Source organism: Microbacterium sp. Be9 (genome assembly GCF_011754135.1).
Classification (GTDB): domain Bacteria; phylum Actinomycetota; class Actinomycetes; order Actinomycetales; family Microbacteriaceae; genus Microbacterium; species Microbacterium maritypicum_A.
In genome coordinates this window covers 36872-57483 of record NZ_WNWT01000004.1, presented here as the reverse complement: position 1 = coordinate 57483, position 20612 = coordinate 36872, and the positions used below count along the sequence as shown (strand labels likewise).

Genomic DNA, 20612 nt, shown 5'->3' with positions numbered 1-20612 from the left:
GGGCCTCGTGTGTTCAGCCCACGAGCGCCCGGCCGGCACGGGCCTGCCATCGCTCATCGCGATGCTCGATCCGGATGGGGTACTCGAACGCCGCGGTCACGAGGGCGGTCGTGAGAACATCGCTCGCCGCCCCCTGCGACACGACCTCCCCCTTCGAGACCAGGGCTGCGTGAGTGGTCGACCCCGGCAGCTCCTCGAGGTGGTGCGTCACGAGCACCGTCGCGAGATCGGGTTGCGCGTCGTGCAGCAGGTCGAGGGTCTCGAGGAACTGCTCCCTGGCGGCGACATCGAGACCGGTGGAGGGCTCGTCGAGCAGCAGCAACGCGGGGTCGGGCAGAAGGGCTCGCGCGATCAGTGCCCGGCCGCGCTCCCCCTGCGACATGGTCGGCCAGGTGGCGTCCTGCCGCCCGCCGAGGCCCAGCATCCCGATGAGGTGGTCCGCCCTCGCGATGAGCGACGGCGACGGCTCCCAGCGGTTCATCATCTCCGTCGTCCCCGTCGCACCGGTCAGGACGACCTGCCGCACCGTCAGCGGCGAGCGCAGCGGATGACGAGGGTTCACATGTCCGATCGATTCGCGCAGCAAGCGGATCTCGACCCGCCCGAGCTGCTGACCGAGCACATGCACGGACCCTCGGGTCGGGTGCGCCTCCGCGCCGCACATGCTCAGGATCGTGCTCTTGCCCGCGCCGTTGGGTCCGATGAGGGCCCAGTGCTCCCCTGCACGGACGGTGAGGTCGACGCCGGTCAGGATCTGGCGCGAGCCGCGGACGACGTCGACGCCCCTCAGCACCAGCACGTCGGACGGGCGGTTCTCACGAGGCTTCTCCTCGGTCATGCCAGCGCGTCCCGCAGTGTGAGGAGGTGTGCACGGCTCCGCGCGGCGGCAGCGCCCTCGTCGCGTTCGACGATCGCGTCGACCTGGGCGGCGTGGGCGTCGTGGTCGGCATCGTCGCCGAATTCCCGTCGGATGCGGAGCATCTCGATCATGGCCGCGCGCAGCCGGGGGGTGAAGCTGTCGAACAGGTCGAGGAGGACGGCGTTATGCGACGCGGCGACGACCGCACGGTGGAACGCGGTGTCGGCATCGACGTGACTGTCGATGTCGGAGCGATGCGCGTCGCGATCGGCCAGGGCGCGGCGGATGCTGCGCAGGTCGGAGGGCGTGCGTCGCGCGGCGGCGAGCGCGGCGGCTTCGGTCTCGATCGCGATGCGCGCTTCGATCACCGCGACGATGCCAGCCTTTCGCAGCACCGCGTCCCAGTCCTCGGGCGCATCGAGCGCGATGACGAAGACGCCGGCGCCCTGTCGTGAGGCCAGCACCCCGCGCCCGGCGAGCTGGCGGATCGCCTCGCGCACGGTGGAGCGGCCCACTCCGAGCTGCGGCGCGAGCGTCGTCTCCCCGGGGAGCTTCTCCCCCAGTGCCCATTCTCCGGCGCGGATCCGTTCCAGCAGGAGTGCCGCAGCCTGATCCGCCAAGGGTTCTCGCCTCACCTGTGCCATGCGCAATGCCAGCCTCTCGTCTACTTGTCTGAGGAGTTGTGTTACAGTCTAGCCATGTTCTCGTCAGAGCACCTTCTTCTTCGCCGCCACGGCGGGACGTAGCCGGACCGGCTCCCCGTCGTGGAGTCGAACGTGTGCCGGTCGCAGACCCTCGAAGAAGGACACCGCACCCGCCATGACCACGACATCGTTCCCCCACCCCTCCCCGGCCGCCGACCTCGATACCGACACCGGCTCCGACCGGACGCCGACCTGGAACAGGCAGCGACGTTCCCCGATGCCGTCGCACCGCTACCGCGACGTCTACTCCCGCGTCGACGTGCCCCTCACCGAGCGGGACTGGCCGACACGGCGTCTCACCGCGGCCCCGCTCTGGGTGCCCGTCGATCTGCGGGACGGCAACCAGGCGCTCGCCGAGCCGATGGACCCCGCGCGCAAGCGCCGCTTCTTCGAGCTGATGGTGAGGATGGGCTACAAGGAGATCGAGGTCGGATACCCGTCGGCGTCGCAGACCGACTACGACTTCGTGCGGCTCATCGCCGAGAGCGACATCGCCCCGGATGACGTGACGATCGTGGTGTTCACGCCCGCGCGTCGCGACCTCATCGAACGCACGGTCGCCTCCATCCGGGGCATCGCCAATCCGGTCGTGATCCACATGTACACCGCGACCGCCCCGACCTGGCGCAGCCTGGTGCTCGGGCACGAACGCGAAGCGCTGACGCAGCTCATCCTCTCCGGCGGCCGTGACGTGTGGGAGTTCGCCGGAGACCTGCCGAACGTGCGGTTCGAGTTCTCTCCCGAGGTGTTCAATCTGACCGAACCCGACTACGTGATCGATATCTGCGATGCGATGACCGACCTGTGGCAGGCGACCCCCGAGCGCCCGGTGATCCTCAACCTCCCGGCCACGGTCGAGGTCGCCACCCCGAACGTGTACGCCGACCAGATCGAATACATGCACAAGAACCTCGCCCGTCGCGATGCCGTGATCCTGTCGGTGCACCCCCACAACGACCGCGGGACCGGCATCGCCTGCGCCGAGCTCGCGGTGCTCGCCGGCGCGCAGCGGGTCGAAGGCTGCATCTTCGGCAACGGCGAGCGCACGGGCAACGTCGACATCGCGACGCTCGCCCTGAATCTGCACGCGCAGGGCGTGGACCCGATGATCGACTTCTCCGACATCGACGAGATCCGCCGCACGGTCGAGTACTGCAACCGGATCGAGGTGCACGCCCGCCACCCCTATGTCGGCGACCTGGTGCACACGGCATTCAGCGGGACCCACCAGGACGCGATCAAGAAGGGCTTCTCCGAGCATCGCGCTCGGGCTGCGGCCGGGGGCCGCGACGAACGGGAGATCGAATGGCGGGTCCCCTATCTGCCGATCGACCCCGCCGACATCGGCCGCGACTACGACGCGGTGATCCGCGTGAACTCGCAGTCGGGGAAAGGCGGGATCGCCTACCTGCTCGAAACGGAGTACGGGATCGAACTGCCCCGCCGCCTGCAGATCGACTTCGCGCGACACGTGCAGCGGCACACGGACACGATCGGCACCGAGGTCGCGGCATCGGAGCTGTGGAGGGTCTTCGGGGACGTGTATCTCGGCTCCGGTGCTCCCACCGATATCGCGCTCGTCGCATACGACACCACCGGATCCGACGGCGAGTCCCGCATACGGATCACGCTGCGCATCGAGGGGCGCGAGCACACAAGCACCCATGCGGCAGGTGGTCCGGTCGAGGCCCTCACTGCGGCACTCGATACCCGGGGAATCCGTGTCGACGTCGTGAGCCTGCACCAGACCAGCGTCGGATCCGGCGCCGACGGTGAGGCGCTCATCCTCCTCGAGCACCGCACGGAAGAAGGGGTCGCCTGGTCGGCGGGCCGCGGGCGCTCCGTCCTCTCCGCGAGCCTGTCCGCCGTGATCACGGCGGCGAGCCGCGCCGCATTCCCCGACGCGACGCCCGACTAGTCCGGGTCGCCGACGTGGCCGGGAGCTGTGAGAGAGAGCACACGCTCGACGAAGGCGGCGTACTCCTCCATGTAGTGCTCCAGGAACTTGCGCGTACTCTCGTCTTCGACCGAACCGTCGACGCCGAACATCTCGGGGCGATACGTCAGGTACGCCTCGGGCGCGTTGAGCTGTGGGGCGTTGAGGAAGCTCAGCACGCTGCGCATCGACGACTGCATGACGGCGGTGCCGATGGCCCCGGTGGAGGCGCCGATGATGCCGGTGGGCTTGCGCGCGAACGAGTTGTGACCCCAGGGGCGTGAGCCCCAGTCGATCGCGTTCTTCAACGCACCCGGTATCGAACGGTTGTACTCGGGCGAGACGATCAGCAGTCCCTCCGCGTGTTCCACCGCCCGCTTGAACGTGGTCACGGCGGCGACCGGATCGAGCTCGTCGTCGCGGTTGTACAGCGGCAGATCGCGGATCGGGATCTCGACCATCTCGAGGCTGGGAGGTGCCAGCTTCACGAGGGCGGTCGCGACGACGCGGTTGATCGAGTCATGGGCGAGGCTCCCGATGAGGTAGCCGATCCGGTGAGTCATGCGCATTCTCCCTCGTTCGTTCCGCCGTTGTCGTTGGCGTTCAGGGTAGCCCCGTATGCCGAAACCGCAAGCCCGACACGGCTCACCGGTCTCAGTGCACGAGAGCCTTGAGAACCACGAAGACGAGACCGAACGACGCCGTCCCCAGGGCGCCGAGCACGCGCGTGAGCAGGGGGCTCCCCCGACGGAGGAAGGCCACATAGCCGAGGAACGCGAGGATCACGACACCAGACCAGAGCGCGAGGTCGTTCGCGAGCCCGTCGGGCATGACGCGGGTCGTGCCGGCCAACAGGAAGACCGCCGGCACGGTCGCCGAGCTGAGCATGCCGAAGGAGTGCTTCACCGACGCGGCGAACGCCGCCCGAACCCCGACGGATTCACCGTGCTCGCGTTCATCGTGATCGCTGACCCTGGCCACAGTGCCGGCATACACATGAGCACCCCAGAACACCAGCACCGTGACGGCGACCGTCACCAGCACGGCCAGTGATGTCTCCCCGTGCGCCGAGGACACGGCCACCAGGCCGCTGACGAGAATCGTGCCGTACACCGCGGCCTCGGTGCCGAATCCCGATCGCAGGGCCCTGTGCACGCGAAGGATCCCGTCATCCGCAGTCGTTCTCCGCCTGTCCATCCCCGGTGCTGCTCCTGATCCGTCGTGCCATCGCTACCTTGGAGCTCCCATCATCCCTCGACGCGCAACGGGACCTTCACATCGCCGCCCGCCTCCTCGGTGATCCGCTCCCCCATCTGCACGAAGGTCGGCGCCGAGATGAAGCCGCCGGCGAACAGCGCCTGCCCCTGCACGAAGTCGGCGGAACGGCGGATGGCGTCCTCGGAGGCGAATCCGAAGACGTCGGCGAGCTCGGCGAGGTCGCGGGGCGCGTTGACCCGCATCAGCGCGAGGTTGTCGCACTGCGAGAGCACGTTGGGGTGGATCTTCGTCGGACGCTGTGTGGAGAGCAGCAACCAGAGCCCGAACTTGCGCCCCTCGGCCGCGATCTGCACGAGCTGCTCGGTGAGGGCTCGTTCGACGGCGGTCTCGGGATTCGGCGAGCAGAGGTTGTGTGCTTCGTCGATGACGATCAGGACGGGCCGTCGTTCCTCACGGTGTGCCCAGAGATGTTCGAGCACGGCGAGGGCCGCGACCTTCGGCTCGGCGGGGTGCTCGAAGCCGCCCAGGTCGAGGACCGTGGCTCGTGGGCGTTCTTCGATCACGTCGATGACCGATCCGGCGCCGCGTGACCAGAGCGCCCACTCCAGCACCTGCAGGTTCTCCATGCGGTTCGCGAGCCGCACCCGGGCGGGGTCGCCAGAGGCTCGCAGACCGGGGAGCATATCGCGACCGTCGAAGACGTGCGCATCTCGTTCCTCATGGAGCAGAGCGTTGTACTCTTCCGCATCCGCGATCGGGTCCATCTGCAGAACGGCTGCCTTCGATGCCGGCACCAGATCGACGTAACGCACGTGCAGGCGCTCGCCCTCACCCGCGCCGGAGCGGAACACGCGGATGTCGAGTTCTGCCATGCGGTCGGTCTCGGATGCTCCTGCGGAGGCCCGCGTCTCCCGCAAGCGCGTGAAGTCGCTGTTCGGATCGAGGACGATCAGCGGCAGCTCGGTGTGCAGGAGCAGCTGTTCCAGCACGACACCGAGCGCATACGTCTTCCCGCTGCCGCTCTGCCCGACCCAGAAGGTATGCCTGTTGAAGCGCCGGGCGTCGAGGTCGACCGGAGCCCCCGGGTCCTCGAGCGTCGTTCCGATGGTGAGGTTCGTCATCACTCCGGTGCACCTTTCCTTCATCCCGTCATTCCTCGCGGCGGGGCGAGCCCATCCTCCGAGACCGATGCACGACATCATCCTCGCCCGGCTCGCCTTCGCACCAGTGCCGACATCCGTGGCCGCGGATTCCCGTGCGCAGTCCCGACACCCGAGAAGGCCGATTCCCCTCCTGCCCCGACGTTCCGACACCGCTGCGCTCCACTAATGTGACAACGTGGGCGCGGAGTGGAGACGACGGGTGCTCGTCGTCGAGGATCAGGGTGCCCTCCGCATGCTGGTGTGCGATCTGCTCGAGCGCCACGGCTTCCAGACCGCGGCAGCCGCCGATGCCGCCGAGGCGACACGCCTCTTCACCGAATTCGACCCGGACGCGCTGCTGACCGACATCGATCTGGGCTCCCGCCCCTCCGGGGCGGAGCTCGCCGCGATGCTGGTCGAACTCGCACCGCACATCGCGGTCGTGTTCCTCAGCAGCTACCCCCGTGCCGCCGCCGGTGCCACGGCGATGGGGATCGAGCAGGCCGTGTTCGTCGCGAAACAGGACCTCGATTCCCCTGCGGCTCTGCTCTCCGCGCTGGAACGTGCTCTGTCGACGCATCCGACACCTCTGCCGCCCTCGGCCGAAACAGGCGACCCCCTCGGCTCACTCACCAGGCATCAACTGGAGATCCTCGCGATGATCGCACGCGGATGGTCGAACGAGCGCATCGCCGTCGAGACCGGTGGCACGGTGCGCGCAGTCGAACGATCCATCAGCCGGTTGTTCGGAAGACTCGAGGTGACACGCGACCCGACCGTCAACGCTCGTGTCGCTGCGGCGGGACTCTACCTCGCCGCGTTCGGTCCCGCCCGATGAGGAACCTCCGCCGTGCGGCTGTCCGCGCCTTCGGCGGCGGCCGATTCCTCACCGTCTGGTCGATCGCCGCATCCCTCCCCCTGTCCCTCACCGTCATGGCGCCCGCGGGTGTCGGCATCGACACTCTGACCGCGCTTCCCGCCATGGTCGCGACCTGGCTCTGCTTCGCCGCGGCGCTCACGGGCATCGCCGCATGGGAACGTCGCGGCCAATCCCGGCGAGAGCGAGCAGCCGTCGTGACCGCCGGGATCGTCGTCTGCGCGGCGATGCGTCCGGTGATGCAAGACGGCTGGCTCCACCTCGCCGGCCTTCCCGCACCACCTTCAGGTCAGCTTCCGTACCGGATCGCGACGAACATCGTCGTCTGGATGATCGTGCTGAGCACCATCGCCGTGCTGGATTCCTCGCTCCGGTCACTGCGACGGACGAACGCCCTGCTGCGGTCCGTGGCCCAGGAGCTCGCCCGGACACAGGACGATGCGCACGCGCTGGCGACCGATGCGCGGAACCTTCTCGACCAAGCGCAGTCGACCCTCGATGCGGCGATCATCGAGATGGAACCGACACCCGCCGGCGTCCGAAGGCTCGGTGACAAATGGATCCGCGAGTGGAGTCACCGTCTCGCCGAGCTCGCCGAGAAGAGGGAGGTCGGGAATCCGCATCGAGCCCGCGACGGCTTCAGTGATCGCGCGGACCCGAGGTCTTCCCCGTCGCCTCGGTACGTCCCGTTCCGCCTCCCGCCGCCGGGTCTGGTCACCCTCATGTACGCGGTGTGCCTCCTCCCCTATGCGACCCGCACGCAGACGCCACTCGAACTGCTCATCGGGATCGCCGCCCTCGCCGCGGGAGGTGCGGTCGTCGACTTCCTGCCGCGACGCCGCGCGATCGCTCGGGTGCCCTACCACGCGTCCTTGCTCTTCATGATCCTCTCCTGCGTCGTCGGCATCGCGCTCGCAGCGCTCGCGGCCGCGCAGGGGGTGGCTCCGTTGCTCGCCGCCGTCTCCGCCATCGCGTACATCGGGTTCGCGTTCGCCGCCGGAACGTGCGCCGGCGCGCTGCACCGTCTCCGCAGCGAACAGCACCGACTTTCGAGCGCCGTCGCCGACGCCCAGCAGCTCGCACGTGCCGGCACCCGCCCCACTCGCGACGGCCTCAGAGCCGCCGCCGACCTCCTGCACGCGGATGCGCAGGGAGCCTGCATTATGTTCGCGCTCGCACACCCCACACCCGATCCGGACGATATCCGGCGGCTGCGGGCAGAACTCGCGACTGTCGTGAGCCGACTTCCCGAGGCTTTCGCCACGGCCGACGATCCCCGTGCCCATACTTCCCTCACCGCACTCTTCGAGACGTGGGCGCACGTCATCGAGCTCCGTGTCGACGTCGACGACGAGGCACGCGATGTTCTGTCCTCGATCCCCTCGGTGGTGCGAGACTGTTACGACATCGTCGCCGAGGGGCTCCTGAACGCCGCGAAACATGCGAGTGAGCGACGAGCGGAGGTGTCGATCCGTCGAGTGACGACCGGCGCCGGACCTCGGCTTCACGTCCGTGTCTCGTCGCCCGGGATAGCCGCACGCGGCACACGTCTGCGCGCATCCTCACGGATGCAGGAGCTCGGCGCCCATCTTGTCCGCATCCCCGGCGGTGTCGCCCTGGAAGCCGCGTTCGCGCTTCCGCTGCGCGCGGCTGTCGTGTCAACCGAACATCGCGACGGAGAGCACCCGACCCCGCCGTAGCGTCGTCTGCGCCCCACCGAAGGGCACACGAAGACGATCGGACGAGACGTGAACCAACTGCATGACCTCCTCCCGCTGGCTGTGGGCATGCTCATCTCGCCGCTGCCCCTCGTGGCGATCATCGCGATCATCCTCGCTCCCCGCGGCCGGACGGCGGCGCCCGTCTACGCCGCAGTGTTCATCGCGATCTCCCTCGCGTTCGTCATGGTCGGCGCGCTCACCTCCGCCGGTTCCGCCTCGGGGTCTCCCTCCGCCACCGCGAAGACAGTCTCGTTCTTCCTCGCCATCGTGCTCGCACTCGGCTTCGCCGCGCTCGCCGTCGCGAGTTGGTCGTCTCGCCCCCGCCATGGCCAGCCACCCCAGACGCCGGCCTGGCTCGCGGCCCTCGATGCCGTCACCCCGGCGAAGGCGGCCGCGCTCGGCTCGATCATGGCGGTCACCAACACGAAGAACATCCCGCTCGCGCTGAAGGGCGGTGCACTGATCGGCGAGGCGCATCTCCCTCTGCTCGCAGCGGGAGGGCTCTGCATCGGGCTGGTCGTCGCCGGCACTCTGCCGCTGCTCGTCACGGCCGCCGTCGCCACGAGCAGATCGGCGGTCGTCACGAAAGCACTCGAACGGGTCAAGTCCGAGATGATCGCGCACAACGCGATGATCATGACGGTGCTGTTCGCGGTTCTCGCCGCGAACGAGGCCGCCCAGGTCATCCGTCACCTGTCCTGAAACACGACCATGTCAGGAGCCGCACGCATGTCAGACAACTCTCCCCCCGACGACGAGACGCGCGTCGTCACCGTCACGGCACCGGCCGGGACGTTCCGCGGCACGGATGCCGACGGTGCGCGCTCATGGCGCGGAATCCGCTATGCCCAGGCGCCGGTCGGTCTGCTGCGTTGGCGTGATCCCGTCGCGGCGCCGAGCGTCGAGGAGGAGATCGACGCCACCGTCTACGGCAACGTGTGCCCGCAGCAGATCAACCCCGCCGTACCGCTGGGCGACGACGCGGTGATGGACGAGGACTGCCTCGTGCTGAACGTGTGGGCACCGTCGGAGCGACCCGAGAGCGCCTTCCCCGTCATGGTATGGCTGCACGGTGGCGCCTACACGTTCGGCTCATCGAGCCAACCGCTGTTCGATGCGACATCGCTCGTCACGCGCGGCGAGGTCGTGGTCGTGACGGTCAACTACCGACTCGGCGCATTCGGTTTTCTGGATCTCGCCGGACTCCTGCCCGATGAGGGTTTCGATCGCAACCTGGCCCTGAAGGACGCGCTGCTCGCGTTGCGCTGGGTGCAGGAGAACATCTCGGCGTTCGGGGGCGACGCGGGCAGGGTCACGGTGTTCGGGGAGTCCGCGGGAGGAGGGCTGGTGACGACTCTGCTGGCGACGCCTTCGGCCGAAGGTCTGTTCGCCCGCGCGATCGCGCAGTCCTCCCCCGCCTCGAGCATGTACGGGACCGAACGGGCGCGTGACGTCGCCGCGCGGTTCGTGCATGAGCTGGGCATCGATTCGACGGATGCTGCGGCGGTCGCGGGGGCTCTGCGCGCGGCATCCGTCGATGACATCGTGGCGGCGAGCATGGAGGTGTACGCGGCCGTGCCGGACGACGCACCGGGGACCCTCGCGTTCGCGCCCGTCATCGACGGCGATGTTCTTCCGGAGGCGCCGGTGACCGCGCTGCGCGAAGGACGCGGGCTCCGGGTTCCACTCCTGATCGGGACGAACAAGGACGAGGCGTCGCTCTTCAAGTTCATGAAGTCGCCTCTCATCCCGATCACCGACGACCGCATCCGACAGATGTTCACCGACATGGCCGAGGACAATCCGACGATCTCCCTTCCCTCCGCCGCTCAGGTCCGGACCGCCTACGAGAACGTGCGGCATGGCGCCGTGGGGCTCGGGATCGCCCGCGACATCGGATTCCGTCTGCCGACGCTGTGGATAGCGGAGGGTCACAGCACCGTGGCGGATGTGTGGCTGTATCGCTTCGACCACGCGGCGCCCTTTCTCCGTCTGATCGGTCTCGGTGCGACGCACGCGACCGAGCTGCCGTACCTGTGGGGCAACCTGTCGAGCGGCCCCAAGGACCCGACGTTCCGGCTCGGCGGCCGCCGAGCCGCGCAGGAGATCTCGGTGCGGATGCAGGAACGCTGGGCGGCGTTCGCGCACGGACGCACACCGGATGCGGCGACCGCGAAGGATGCGCCGACCTGGGCGCCGTATTCTGCATCGGATGCGGCCGGCCGCCGTCAGACCCTCGTGATCGAGCGGCAGGACACTCTCGTCGCCGACCTCGATGCTCCTCTACGCGCGGCATGGGGCGACGACGTGCTCGATTTCCGGTGAGCGCTCGTGCATCCGAAGGGCCGGCCGTGCGGCGACGTACCATTGGCCGATGACGCGACCTCTCACCAACTGGCACACTGCTCAGGCCGAACATCTCACGGCAGGTCAGCGCGCGGCTGATCGGCTTCGGAACGGGATGGGATCATGGCCGTTCATCGGGGTGTTCGTGCTCTTCATGATCGCCTGGGCGATCGTCAACAGCACGGCCCTCATGTGGGATCCCTACCCGTTCATCCTGCTCAACCTCTTTCTGAGCATGCTCGCCGGGCTCCAGGGAGCGATCCTTCTGATCGCCGCGAAGAGGCAGGATGCCATCGCCGCCGCCCTCGCACAGCACGACTACGACACGAACCTCGCCGCGAAGAAGGAGATCGAGGACCTCATGTCGATCAACCGGATGCAGCTCGAACTCCTGACGGAGCTGCGCGCCGCGGTCACGAACGACGGAGACGGGGCAGCGACGTCCGCGCGCTGACCTGCTCGACGAGCAATGTCGGGAACGGTGAGGGAACCCTCGTCGACGGGGCATCTGCTCGTCCAGAGAGGGTGAGACCACGTTCTTCTGCACGCTCTTCTGCACAGTCTTCTGCGCACCGGCCCGTGACCTCTCGTGCTCGGCAAGAGCATCAGCTCGTCGCACAGCGAAGCGGACCGGTGGACCGGGGACAGTCGGCGTGCGCGGCGGCGCCAGACATGCAGAAGGCCCGGAGACTCTTGCGAGTTTCCGGGCCTTTCTCGGTCGACCTTGTTTACCTCTGTTCCACAAATTCGGAAACAGGGGTCACGACGGCCGCGATGCGCCGAATCCTGCGCGATTCCGCGGATGTTCGAACCCCTGGCGAGACCACCGCTACGCGACGGAAGTGGACGCGCCTGAGCGATGAAGCCCGCGCTGCGGTGATCGAGCGATACGAAGCGGGCGAAACGACGACGGCCCTCGCGCAGGCGTATGGCGTCGCCAAGTCCACGATCCTCGGCATCCTGCGGGCGAACAGTGTGGTCGTGCGACGGCAGCCACTGACGGCGGAGCAGGTGAGTGAAGCGGCCCGGCTGTACAACTCCGGGCTGTCGCTATCGCAGGTCGCGGCGCGATTGAAAGTAAACCAGGAAACGATGCGCGTGGCGATCGTCGCCAATGGCATAATCCTCCGGCCGCCGAGCGGCGGGAGTTGAGCCCGCTGAACGAGACTCATCGCGTGTACTGCTTGATTCGAGCGTGCCACGCCTTGAGCCAGGTGACTTCGCCGCAAAGCTCGTCAACTGTGGGCGCGACGTAGTTCTCTTCGGGCGCGTTGTCGTGTCGTGCCGCCCAGCTCGAAGTCTTCGCGTACGCGGCTTGGAACTCGTCATGATCGCCCTGCGTGAACTTCGGCAGGATCTTGAGCATGGTCGGGCGTACTTCGTTCGTTCCTCGATCGACGAGTTCGTTCACGATATGCAGATTGACGGCACGCTCAAGTGTCTCGGACAGTCGACCCGCGATCTGAGCGGTTCGCTCTGTGTAATCGTCCTCCGACAGACTCTCGCGCTCCTTCTTAAGCTGCGCGAGGTCTGCCTCAAGCTTGCTGATGCGCTCGGGAATGTCCTTCGCGGCCCAAGGGAGTTGGTCAACGATGAGACCGGGCTGAGCGCCACCCAGACGCTGAATCGACCGTGTTGTCGTGGCGATCGACTTACTCTTTGCCGCCTTGACCAGTGCGTGCACGAACGTGATCTCGTGTGTGAAGACAATCACCTGTCGCTGACTTGCCAGCTCCACCAGGCGCTGAGCGACCTTTGACCGCCGCTCGGCGTCGAGCGACGAGACCGGATCGTCAAAGACAACGCTTGAGAGCGATTTGTCGAGTTCCACTTCAGTGAGAAATCCCGCCAGGCCGAGCGCCGTCTGCTCTCCTTCACTAAGCACCTGATCGACGCCGGCGTTGCGTCGCGATCCCAGCAGACTCGGCTGATGTTCGAGCGCGGAGTTGCGGCCACGTCCGGTTCGATTGAGGGTGACTCGGCGCAGTTCGAGGCGCTCGGTTTCTCGCGTGAAGTGATCCCGAACTTCCGCTGTGACGTATGTCTCGGTCAGCTCTCCACGCTTCGTTGTGATCGCGTTCGTCGCGGTGAGCCGGCGAACGTCTTCAATCATCTTGCGTTCGGCGAGTCGCGTCACCTCAGTCTCGACGGCCAACTTTGCTTCGCTGAGCGTCTTGGCGTCCTGCAACTCGACGACCTTCTTGCTCGTCGTGCTGAGCGTTTGAGCGAATGTCGACGCGTCGATCTCTCGCGCCCTCGTCGTCAGCGCTTGTGCTCGCGTGCCGGCCTGGGCGCTGATCGAGGCTGTGAGCGCAAGGAGATCGGCACCTTCCTTCCCATCGAGCCAGGCAACCGCCGCTGCTGCAGCGCGCGTCCCTACTTCAAACCAGTCGAGCACTGACTGGACGTCTTCGCCAGCGTCCTGCAGTCGATTGATCGCGGCAGAAACCGCGACTGGCAGAGTTTGAAGTTCGACGAAGTGGTCTCGGAACATCGCAAGTGCCTTGGCGACCGTGTCCGCGTCACGTGACGTTGTGTCCGTGACGAACGCCTCGAATCGAGTGAGCCGGTCGGTGGCCTGTTCGTTCAAGGGCTGCTGGCAGAGAACGCAAACTGCGTCCTCGCCTGTCACTGGAAAGTCATGATCGTGGTAGGCGTCGGTGAGAGAGAACTTACGCGCCGCTTCCCACAGCGCCCGCCACGCCTCTGAGCCGACGCTAGAAAGGGGCTCGGTGTCGAAGGTTCGAGCGGATGCGATGCGGGCGGCTTCCTGGAGCTGAATGGACCTCTGCTGCAGCTCTCTAAGTTCGCGCTGCTCACTATCACCCAGGGCGGCTTCCACCGCCTTGGCGTGCGCTTCGACCGTCGACCAGTCACGCCCGAGGGACGTGAGGCGATCCTTCTCCTTGTTGGGGTCGCTCCCCTTAAGCCGAGCCTCCTCCGCGAGCTGCTTCGCAAGCTGCGTGTCGTGATCGTCGGCCAGGTTGGTAGCTTCTGCGATCAACTCCTTGGAGGTCGTGGCTGAGATTCCTGACAGGAACGTCGACGCCCGGGTTCCTGGGTGGAGCACCGGTAGTTGCGGTCGCTCAGTCTGGTTTGCCCCAAGGCGGCGACTGAGTTCAGCAGCGACCGCTTCGCAAGCATCGGACAGTTGGTCCAGGATTGTGAGCGCCGAAGGTCGGTAATTGGCCTCCGAGGCGGTCGTGACGTACGCGTCACCGCAGTCCTCGTCGTAGAAGCGAATTCGGGACAACTCGGTGCTCTGGGGCTCACCGAGATTCCACGTCTCGGCATTGGCTCCAACCTGGTAATCGAGCTTCGCCGTCTGCGCAGTGTCAACGTCCGAGAAGACGTCACCGAGGAGCTGCGCATCTTTCACGCGAGCCGTGACCGCTTCGCGTATGAGCCGAGCGTAGCCCGACTTGCCGCTGGCGTTGTTGCCGAAGGCGATCGTAAGGCCCGCGGCACCAAATGAGAGCGTTTGACCTCCAGTGAGCGCATTGACGCCCCTGACATCCGATACCTGAACAAGGCTGACAGGATCGCCTGCCGCCGTCGAGCCAGGAATGTCAGCGGCTTCGACGTTCACGGCAACCGGGTACGTTCCCGCGATCAGTTGGTCCGCAATGTTGGATACGTCCTCAGCTGACAACGTCTCGTTGCGGCAGAAGCGGGCAACGACGTCCTTCTGCCAGTGGGGCCGCGCCGCCAGGAAACTCGCAAGATCCTCATTGAGAGTCACTACTCTCCTCCTGAACTCAGTCCGAAGAACCGCTCGAAGAACAACCCAAGCTTCTCGATCACGCGCTGCTTCTTCTCTCCGTGGCCGCCATCGGCCGAGAACCGGGAGGCGGGCGGAAGCACCTTGGTGATCGCTGTCCCGGTCGTGCGGAGCGCACCGTCGCGGAACGCGATCTCGATAAATGCGCGAGTGGCGTCGGCGCGGAGCCGCTCGTCCTCGATGATGGCCTCGAGCTCGGCCTCGCGCTTGGCCGCGATAAACGCCTGCCACTCCTCGTCGATAGCACCGTCGACCGAGACGGAGTCGACGAAGGCTTCGATGAGGTCCTTCTTGTTGCGCAGTGTCGGGCTGGCGTCGACGGCGCGGGAGATCTCGGCGCGGATCTCCTTGTCCTCGCCATCGCCGTGCTGGCTGCGGTACTTCTGCACGAGCATCAGGATGTAGTCGACGTTGATCTCGACCTGCTTGATCAACTCGATCTCGAACACGACGTCGTCGTTGATGAGTTCCTTATCCGTGTCCTTGACCTTGCGGAACTCCGCGTACAGGTCGAGGTAGACGCTGCGGTAGTCCTGGCCCTGGCGCTCGGTGAGAATCTGGTTCCCGGCGAAGTCATCGAACGATGTCAGGATGTTCTCGAGCCGCAGGATCTGCCCGAACAGCTGGATGAACTCCTTCTGCGCAGCCTCTCCGATGATCTGGTGCCCGAGTGGGAAGGATGCCAGCAGCTCGTTGACCTTCTCGGAGTACTCACCGTAGTAGTCACCGTACGGCTTGAGCAGCACGACACCGCGGGCGTCCTTATTGCCGAACAACTCGAGGGCGGCGTTGGTCTCCTCTTCAAGGTCACGGAAGGCGACGATGTTGCCGTACGTCTTGACCGAGTTGAGTATGCGGTTGGTGCGCGAGTACGCCTGGATCAGGCCGTGCGCCCGCAGATTCTTGTCTACGAAGAGCGTGTTGAGAGTCGTGGCGTCGAAGCCGGTGAGGAACATGTTGACCACGATGACGAGGTCGAGCTCCCGGTTCTTCAGCCGCTGCGAGAGGTCTTTGTAGTAGTTCTGGAACTTGTCGGCGCTGGTGTCGTAGCTCGTGCCGAAGATGTCGTTGTAGTCCTGGATTGCGTCTTCGAGGAAGCTGCGCGCATCAGTGCTCAGCGCATCGGTGTCGAAGGCTTCGTCGTCGAGGATGCCGTCGTCGCTGGCGTCGTTCGCGCCGTAGGAGTAGATCAGGCCGATCTTCAGGCGCCGATCCGCAGGCAGGGCTTCCTGCTGGATCTGGAAGTGGTTGTAGTAGCGACGCGCCGCATCGATCGAGGCCGTCGCGAAGATGGCGTTGAAGCCACGCACGCGCTTACGCTCACGCACCGCCTCGGCCTGACGGCGGGCGCGTGTCGACTCGGCGACGTTCGTCACGACTGAGTGCTCGTAGCTCGAAGATCGCTTGGTCTTCTGATCGAAGTGCTCCAGGGTGTACTTCACGACCTGGCTGATGCGCTCCGGCGCCAGCAGTGCCTTCTCAGTGTCGATGGCCGACACCTGCTTGTCGACGATGGTGCCGACCTTGACGGTGTTGACGTAGTCGATCCGGAACGGCAGGACGTTCTTGTCGGTGATGGCATCGACAATCGTGTACGTGTGCAGCTTCTCCCCGAACGCCTGCTCGGTGGTCTTGAGCTGCGGGTTTCCGCCCGTACCGGCGTTGACCGCGAAAATCGGGGTGCCGGTGAAGCCGAAGAGGTTGTAGCGCTTGAACGCGCGTGTGATGTCGGTGTGCATGTCGCCGAACTGCGAGCGGTGGCACTCGTCGAAAATAATCACGACGTGGTCGTTCGTGATCGCGTGACCCTTGTTGGCCTTGATGAACGTTGAGAGCTTCTGGATCGTTGTGATGATGATCCGCGCGTTCGAGTCCTCGAGCTGCTTCTTCAGGACCGCGGTTGACGTGTTCGAGTTGGCCGCGCCCTTCTCGAAGCGGTCGTACTCGCGCATCGTCTGGTAGTCGAGGTCCTTGCGGTCTACGACGAACAGCACCTTGTCGACGCTCGGCAGCTTCGATGCCAGCTGCGCCGTCTTGAAGCTCGTCAGGGTCTTCCCGGAACCGGTGGTGTGCCAGACGTAGCCGCCTGCGGCGACGGTGCCGAGCTGCTTGTAGTTGGTGGCGATGTCGATGCGTTGCAGGATTCGCTCGGTTGCGACGATCTGGTACGGGCGCATCACCAGCAGGAGCCGGTCTGCGGTGAGCACGCAGTAGCGGGTGAGGATGTTCAGCAGCGTGTGCTTGGCGAAGAATGTCTTCGCGAATGAGGTCAGGTCGGTGATTGGCTTGTTCTGCGCGTCCGCCCACCACGACGTGAACTCGAACGAGTTCGACGTCTTGCGCCCCTTGGTCTGCTTCTTGCCCTCGCTGATGTGCTGAGTGCGGGTCGTGTTCGAGTAGTACTTGGTCAGCGTGCCGTTGCTGATCACGAACAGCTGCACGTACTCGAACAGACCAGAGCCGGCCCAGAAGCTGTCGCGCTGGTAGCGGTTGATCTGATTGAACGCCTCGCGGATGTCGACACCGCGGCGCTTGAGTTCGATGTGCACCATCGGGAGGCCGTTGACGAGCACCGTCACGTCATAGCGGTTCGCGTAGTTTGCGCCGCCCTCGGCCTGGCCGATCTCGTATTGATTGATGACCTGAAGTCGGTTGTTGTGGACGTTCTGCTTGTCCAGCAGTGTGATGTTCTTCGTCGAACCGTCGTCCCGCTTCAGAAGCTGGACGTGGTCCTCCTGGATGCGCACGGTCTTCTCGACGATGCCGTCGTTCTTGCCCGCGATTTTGGAGTCGAAGAAGTCCGCCCACTCTGCGTCCGAGAAGGTGATGTGGTTCAGCGACTCGAGCTGGGTGCGCAGGTTCGCCACGAGCTGCGCCTCGGAGGTTACCGGCATGTATTCGTACGCCTGGGACTCCAGGAGTCGGATCAGTTCTTGCTCAAGTGCGGACTCTGACTGGTATGCGGCCGACGCGTGGGCGTCTGGGATGTACTCCGCGACGACCGTGGACTCGGCAGAGACGGCGATCGGATCGTACTTACGAGGTAGCGATTCGCTCATGCGGCGGCCTCCTCGAAGGTGAGGAGCTGGTCGCGGTAGTACTCATACTGCTGGCGACGTGCGGCGAGCTCGGCAGGCAGGCCAATGCTGAGGTCATTGACGAGAGCATCGAACCTGTCGAGCACCTCAACGATCCGCCGCTGCTCTTCGAGCGGCGGAATGAATAGCTCCCACGACGCCATGGCGGCAATCGGAATACGGTCGACAGTTGAGCCGGTCACCGTTTTTGATCGGATCACCGATTGAAACTGGGGCCCGAGATACACGAGCGTCAAGAATCGGGGGTCGATCACAGATGTGTCGGGCCGGAGGAGTCCCATTCTGCGGCCAAGCGCCGCCGGATCATCGACATCCCAATATGCGGCCTGTCCCAGGCGTGTTTCGTACGAGAACAGCGTGTCACCGCGGCGTGGCGCCACTCGACGAGTCCACTTTGGCAAGTCGTCGTTCGAGAGGTGGGCCGATTCGGTGAAGTCAAACCGTCCGCCCTTCAGAGACGAGATGCTCAGATACCACGGACCTTCTTCAGTCTTCTTCGGGGTGGCATGTGGGCCGTCGAACACCTGCGCCACACCACCGACAGTGGTCGCCTCCCAACCCGGTTGGGGACTGAGCAGGGATTCCCAGTAGTACGCATGCTGAGTTCGACGCGCTTCCAGCTCCGCTTCCAGCTCCGCTTCCAGCTCCGTGAACTGCTCCGTGAACTGCTCCAGTACTCGCACAATACTGCGTTGAACATCGAGGGGCGGCACCGGGATCTGCATGTCCAGCACTTTCAGCATGCTCGGGTGCTGGATGCCAGCTCCGCGGTAGTAGGACCGGAGTTCCTTCAGTCTCGACAGCAGTACGAAGTAAAGAAACTTCGCATTTAGGACGGACGGATCCCGCACTACTGCAATTCGATTGTCGGCGGTGACGAAGGCGCCGTTGTAGTACTGAACGGATGGATTTCCGCCCCAAGGGATCGCGATAATCTCCCCCGTCGCTACCCGTGAGCCAGCCACTTCGGACGTAGTCCATCCGAAATCCTCACTGCCCGTTCCGAGCAGCTTGATTGCGCCGCCGTCAGCTACTGCTAGTGCTCTTAGTTCACTTGCGAGCTGGTATGAGTACGTCCGCGTTTCGGGCTGCTTGTGCCGTTCAACGGCATTGAACTTCTTGTCCCAGATAGTCAGCTTCCATAGAGGTTCGTGGGTAGCTGAGCGAGGCGACAGCGCTTGCATCACCTCATCCACCCGACTCACTTGGAGTCCTCCAGTGTCGCGATGATCTCGTCGATCGAGATGCGCAGTTTCGCCTGCCGTGACACGATATTGGCGATCTCGGCATTGAGCGCCGAGATGTCTACTACCTGTCGGGTGTCTTCCGCCTCGACATACGAGGATACGGCGAGGTTGTAGCCGTTCCCGGCGATGGTTTCGTTCTCCACCAACCTTATGAAGTGGTCCTCGTCGGTGCGGTTTGCCAGCGCAAGAAGTATGTTCTGCTGGTTGTCCGGGGTCAGCTTGTTCTTGTTGCCGATGCGCCTGAACTCATCCGAAGCGTTGACGAAGAGCACTGAGTTGTCGGTCTTGGACTTCTTGAGCACGATGATGCAGGTCGCGATCGTGGTGCCGAAGAACAGGTCCGGCGGCAGCTGGATCACGGCATCAACGTAGTTGTTGTCGATCAGGTACTTGCGGATCTTCTGTTCCGCTCCCCCGCGGTAGAGCACGCCGGGGAACTCAACGATGGCAGCAGTACCGTTCACGGCGAGCCAACTCAGGATGTGCATCGTGAAGGCGAGGTCGGCCTTTGACTTCGGTGCGAGCACACCGGCCGGCGCGAACCGCTCGTCGTTGATCAGGAGCGGGTTCGCGTCGCCCTCCCACTTGATGGAGTAGGGCGGGTTGGACACGATCGCCTCGAACGGCTCGTCGTCCCAGTGCTGTGGGTCCAGCAGGGTGTCGCCGTGCGCGATGTCGAACTTCTCGTAGTTGACGTCGTGCAGGAACATGTTGATCCGCGCGAGGTTGTAGGTGGTCAGGTTGATCTCCTGACCGAAGAAGCCGCCGACGTTCTCGCGACCAAGTACCTTCGCGAACTTGAGCAGAAGCGAGCCGGATCCGGCAGCGGGGTCGTAGACCTTGTTGACGCGCTTCTTACCCATGACCGTGATGCGGGCGAGCACCTCGGAGACTTCCTGCGGGGTGTAGTACTCGCCACCAGACTTGCCGGCCTGCGAGGCGTACATCTGCATCAGGTACTCGTACGCGTCGCCGAACAGGTCGATCGAGTTGTCCTCAAAGTTGCCGAGCGGCAGGTCGCCGATCGCATCAAGCAGCTTCACGAGCTTCTCGTTGCGCTTGGCGACTGTGTTGCCGAGCTTCGAGCTGTTCACGTCGAGGTCGTCGAAGAGACCCTTGAGGTCGTCCTCGCTGTCTGTGCCGACCGCCGAGCCTTCGATGTTCTTGAAGACGCGCTCAAGCGTCTCGTTCAGGTTCTCGTCTTTGGCCGCGCGATGACGCACGTTCTGGAAGAGCTCCGAAGGGAGGACGTAGAAGCCTTTCTCGGACACCGTCTCCTTGCGCCCGAACTCGGCCTGCGCATCGGGAAGGTGAGCGTAGTTGAAGTCGGTCTCGCCGGCCTCGTGCTCGCCCCTGTTGATGTAGGCGGTGAGGTTCTCGGAGATGAAGCGGTAGAAGAGCATGCCGAGCACGTAGCTCTTGAAGTCCCAGCCGTCGACCGACCCACGCAGGTCGTTCGCGATCCGCCAGATGGTCTTGTGTAGCTCTGCGCGCTGGGATTCTTTGGTGGTCGGCGTCATTGACTTGTACTTCTCCTCGCGCCCAGTTCGGCGCACTTTATGTTGATGACCTCGGGTGCACCAAGGCTACTGGCGCGCGACGACATGGCCGGGCTGACAGCACCGCTTCGAGGCAAGGCCGACGCGTGGGAGCAGGCTCAAACCACGTGGCAGCGTCTGAGGA

General features: G+C 65.1%; 16 protein-coding genes. 7 read left to right on the top strand and 9 right to left on the bottom strand.

What is annotated here, in order from left to right; genetic code table 11:
* Positions 1 to 13 precede the first annotated feature (13 nt).
* Positions 14 to 838 (bottom strand): ATP-binding cassette domain-containing protein, encoded by an 825-nt coding sequence (locus tag GLO27_RS04480; RefSeq protein ID WP_021199298.1) that lies wholly within the window; start codon positions 836 to 838, stop codon positions 14 to 16.
* Positions 835 to 1503: an FCD domain-containing protein gene (locus tag GLO27_RS04475; protein ID WP_167253847.1), complete on the bottom strand. Its 669-nt coding sequence runs from the start codon at positions 1501 to 1503 to the stop codon at positions 835 to 837. The genes GLO27_RS04480 and GLO27_RS04475 overlap by 4 nt, the downstream gene beginning before the upstream one ends.
* A gap of 277 nt (positions 1504 to 1780) precedes the next feature.
* On the opposite strand from GLO27_RS04475, the gene GLO27_RS04470 reads away from it, so the two are divergent.
* Complete coding sequence (locus tag GLO27_RS04470) at positions 1781 to 3481, top strand: 2-isopropylmalate synthase (protein ID WP_208323605.1); 1701 nt, start codon at positions 1781 to 1783, stop codon at positions 3479 to 3481.
* On the opposite strand, the gene GLO27_RS04465 is transcribed toward GLO27_RS04470, so the two are convergent.
* From GLO27_RS04465 to GLO27_RS04455, 3 genes are all read right to left on the bottom strand, one after another.
* Complete coding sequence (locus tag GLO27_RS04465; protein ID WP_167253843.1) at positions 3478 to 4062, bottom strand: NADPH-dependent FMN reductase; 585 nt, start codon at positions 4060 to 4062, stop codon at positions 3478 to 3480. The genes GLO27_RS04470 and GLO27_RS04465 overlap by 4 nt on opposite strands.
* 91 nt (positions 4063 to 4153) lie before the next feature.
* On the bottom strand, positions 4154 to 4696 hold the full coding sequence (locus tag GLO27_RS04460) for a hypothetical protein (protein WP_051667801.1): 543 nt from the start codon (positions 4694 to 4696) through the stop codon (positions 4154 to 4156).
* Between the two features lie 50 nt (positions 4697 to 4746).
* On the bottom strand, positions 4747 to 5838 hold the full coding sequence (locus GLO27_RS04455) for an ATP-binding protein (protein ID WP_136025052.1): 1092 nt from the start codon (positions 5836 to 5838) through the stop codon (positions 4747 to 4749).
* Positions 5839 to 6055: 217 nt separating this feature from the next.
* Here GLO27_RS04455 and GLO27_RS20235 point away from each other — a divergent pair, with 217 nt between their 5' ends.
* The 6 genes from GLO27_RS20235 (at position 6056) to GLO27_RS04425 (ending at position 11955) form a co-directional block, all read left to right on the top strand.
* Complete coding sequence (locus GLO27_RS20235; RefSeq protein ID WP_136025053.1) at positions 6056 to 6697, top strand: response regulator; 642 nt, start codon at positions 6056 to 6058, stop codon at positions 6695 to 6697.
* Positions 6694 to 8436, top strand: a complete 1743-nt coding sequence (locus tag GLO27_RS04445; RefSeq protein WP_167253841.1) for a hypothetical protein — start codon at positions 6694 to 6696, stop codon at positions 8434 to 8436. The genes GLO27_RS20235 and GLO27_RS04445 overlap by 4 nt, the downstream gene beginning before the upstream one ends.
* Before the next feature lie 48 nt (positions 8437 to 8484).
* Entirely contained in the window at positions 8485 to 9159 is a 675-nt protein-coding gene (locus GLO27_RS04440) for a GAP family protein (RefSeq protein ID WP_021199289.1), read from the top strand.
* 27 nt (positions 9160 to 9186) lie between these two features.
* On the top strand, positions 9187 to 10782 hold the full coding sequence (locus tag GLO27_RS04435; protein ID WP_167253839.1) for a carboxylesterase/lipase family protein: 1596 nt from the start codon (positions 9187 to 9189) through the stop codon (positions 10780 to 10782).
* Positions 10783 to 10831: 49 nt separating this feature from the next.
* Positions 10832 to 11257, top strand: coding sequence for a DUF1003 domain-containing protein (locus GLO27_RS04430; RefSeq protein WP_029258950.1), 426 nt, complete (start codon positions 10832 to 10834; stop codon positions 11255 to 11257).
* A 320-nt stretch (positions 11258 to 11577) separates the two neighbouring features.
* Positions 11578 to 11955, top strand: coding sequence for a hypothetical protein (locus GLO27_RS04425; RefSeq protein WP_167253837.1), 378 nt, complete (start codon positions 11578 to 11580; stop codon positions 11953 to 11955).
* A gap of 16 nt (positions 11956 to 11971) precedes the next feature.
* On the opposite strand, the gene GLO27_RS04420 is transcribed toward GLO27_RS04425, so the two are convergent.
* The 4 genes from GLO27_RS04420 to GLO27_RS04405 are packed head-to-tail and all read right to left on the bottom strand — an operon-like array spanning position 11972 to position 20449.
* Positions 11972 to 14545, bottom strand: a complete 2574-nt coding sequence (locus GLO27_RS04420; protein ID WP_167253835.1) for an AAA family ATPase — start codon at positions 14543 to 14545, stop codon at positions 11972 to 11974.
* Positions 14545 to 17643 carry a type I restriction endonuclease subunit R gene (locus GLO27_RS04415; protein ID WP_167253833.1) on the bottom strand — a complete coding sequence of 1033 codons (3099 nt, stop codon included), beginning with the start codon at positions 17641 to 17643 and terminating at the stop codon, positions 14545 to 14547. Before GLO27_RS04415 ends, GLO27_RS04420 begins: the two co-directional genes overlap by 1 nt.
* The gene (locus GLO27_RS04410) at positions 17640 to 18887 is read right to left on the bottom strand and encodes a restriction endonuclease subunit S (protein WP_208323547.1); all 1248 of its coding nucleotides are present in this window, start codon (positions 18885 to 18887) and stop codon (positions 17640 to 17642) included. Before GLO27_RS04410 ends, GLO27_RS04415 begins: the two co-directional genes overlap by 4 nt.
* Positions 18884 to 20449: a type I restriction-modification system subunit M gene (locus GLO27_RS04405; protein WP_167253829.1), complete on the bottom strand. Its 1566-nt coding sequence runs from the start codon at positions 20447 to 20449 to the stop codon at positions 18884 to 18886. The genes GLO27_RS04410 and GLO27_RS04405 overlap by 4 nt, the downstream gene beginning before the upstream one ends.
* Between the last annotated feature and the right edge of the window lie 163 nt (positions 20450 to 20612).

Coding starts and splice junctions, on each gene's coding strand:
- GLO27_RS04480 (WP_021199298.1), bottom strand. CDS start 838: ATGACCGAGGAGAAGCCTCGTGAGAACCGCCCGTCCGACGTGCTGGTG.
- GLO27_RS04475 (WP_167253847.1), bottom strand. CDS start 1,503: ATGGCACAGGTGAGGCGAGAACCCTTGGCGGATCAGGCTGCGGCACTC.
- GLO27_RS04470 (WP_208323605.1), top strand. CDS start 1,781: ATGCCGTCGCACCGCTACCGCGACGTCTACTCCCGCGTCGACGTGCCC.
- GLO27_RS04465 (WP_167253843.1), bottom strand. CDS start 4,062: ATGACTCACCGGATCGGCTACCTCATCGGGAGCCTCGCCCATGACTCG.
- GLO27_RS04460 (WP_051667801.1), bottom strand. CDS start 4,696: ATGGACAGGCGGAGAACGACTGCGGATGACGGGATCCTTCGCGTGCAC.
- GLO27_RS04455 (WP_136025052.1), bottom strand. CDS start 5,838: ATGACGAACCTCACCATCGGAACGACGCTCGAGGACCCGGGGGCTCCG.
- GLO27_RS04445 (WP_167253841.1), top strand. CDS start 6,694: ATGAGGAACCTCCGCCGTGCGGCTGTCCGCGCCTTCGGCGGCGGCCGA.
- GLO27_RS04435 (WP_167253839.1), top strand. CDS start 9,187: ATGTCAGACAACTCTCCCCCCGACGACGAGACGCGCGTCGTCACCGTC.
- GLO27_RS04430 (WP_029258950.1), top strand. CDS start 10,832: ATGACGCGACCTCTCACCAACTGGCACACTGCTCAGGCCGAACATCTC.
- GLO27_RS04425 (WP_167253837.1), top strand. CDS start 11,578: ATGCGCCGAATCCTGCGCGATTCCGCGGATGTTCGAACCCCTGGCGAG.
- GLO27_RS04415 (WP_167253833.1), bottom strand. CDS start 17,643: ATGAGCGAATCGCTACCTCGTAAGTACGATCCGATCGCCGTCTCTGCC.
- GLO27_RS04405 (WP_167253829.1), bottom strand. CDS start 20,449: ATGACGCCGACCACCAAAGAATCCCAGCGCGCAGAGCTACACAAGACC.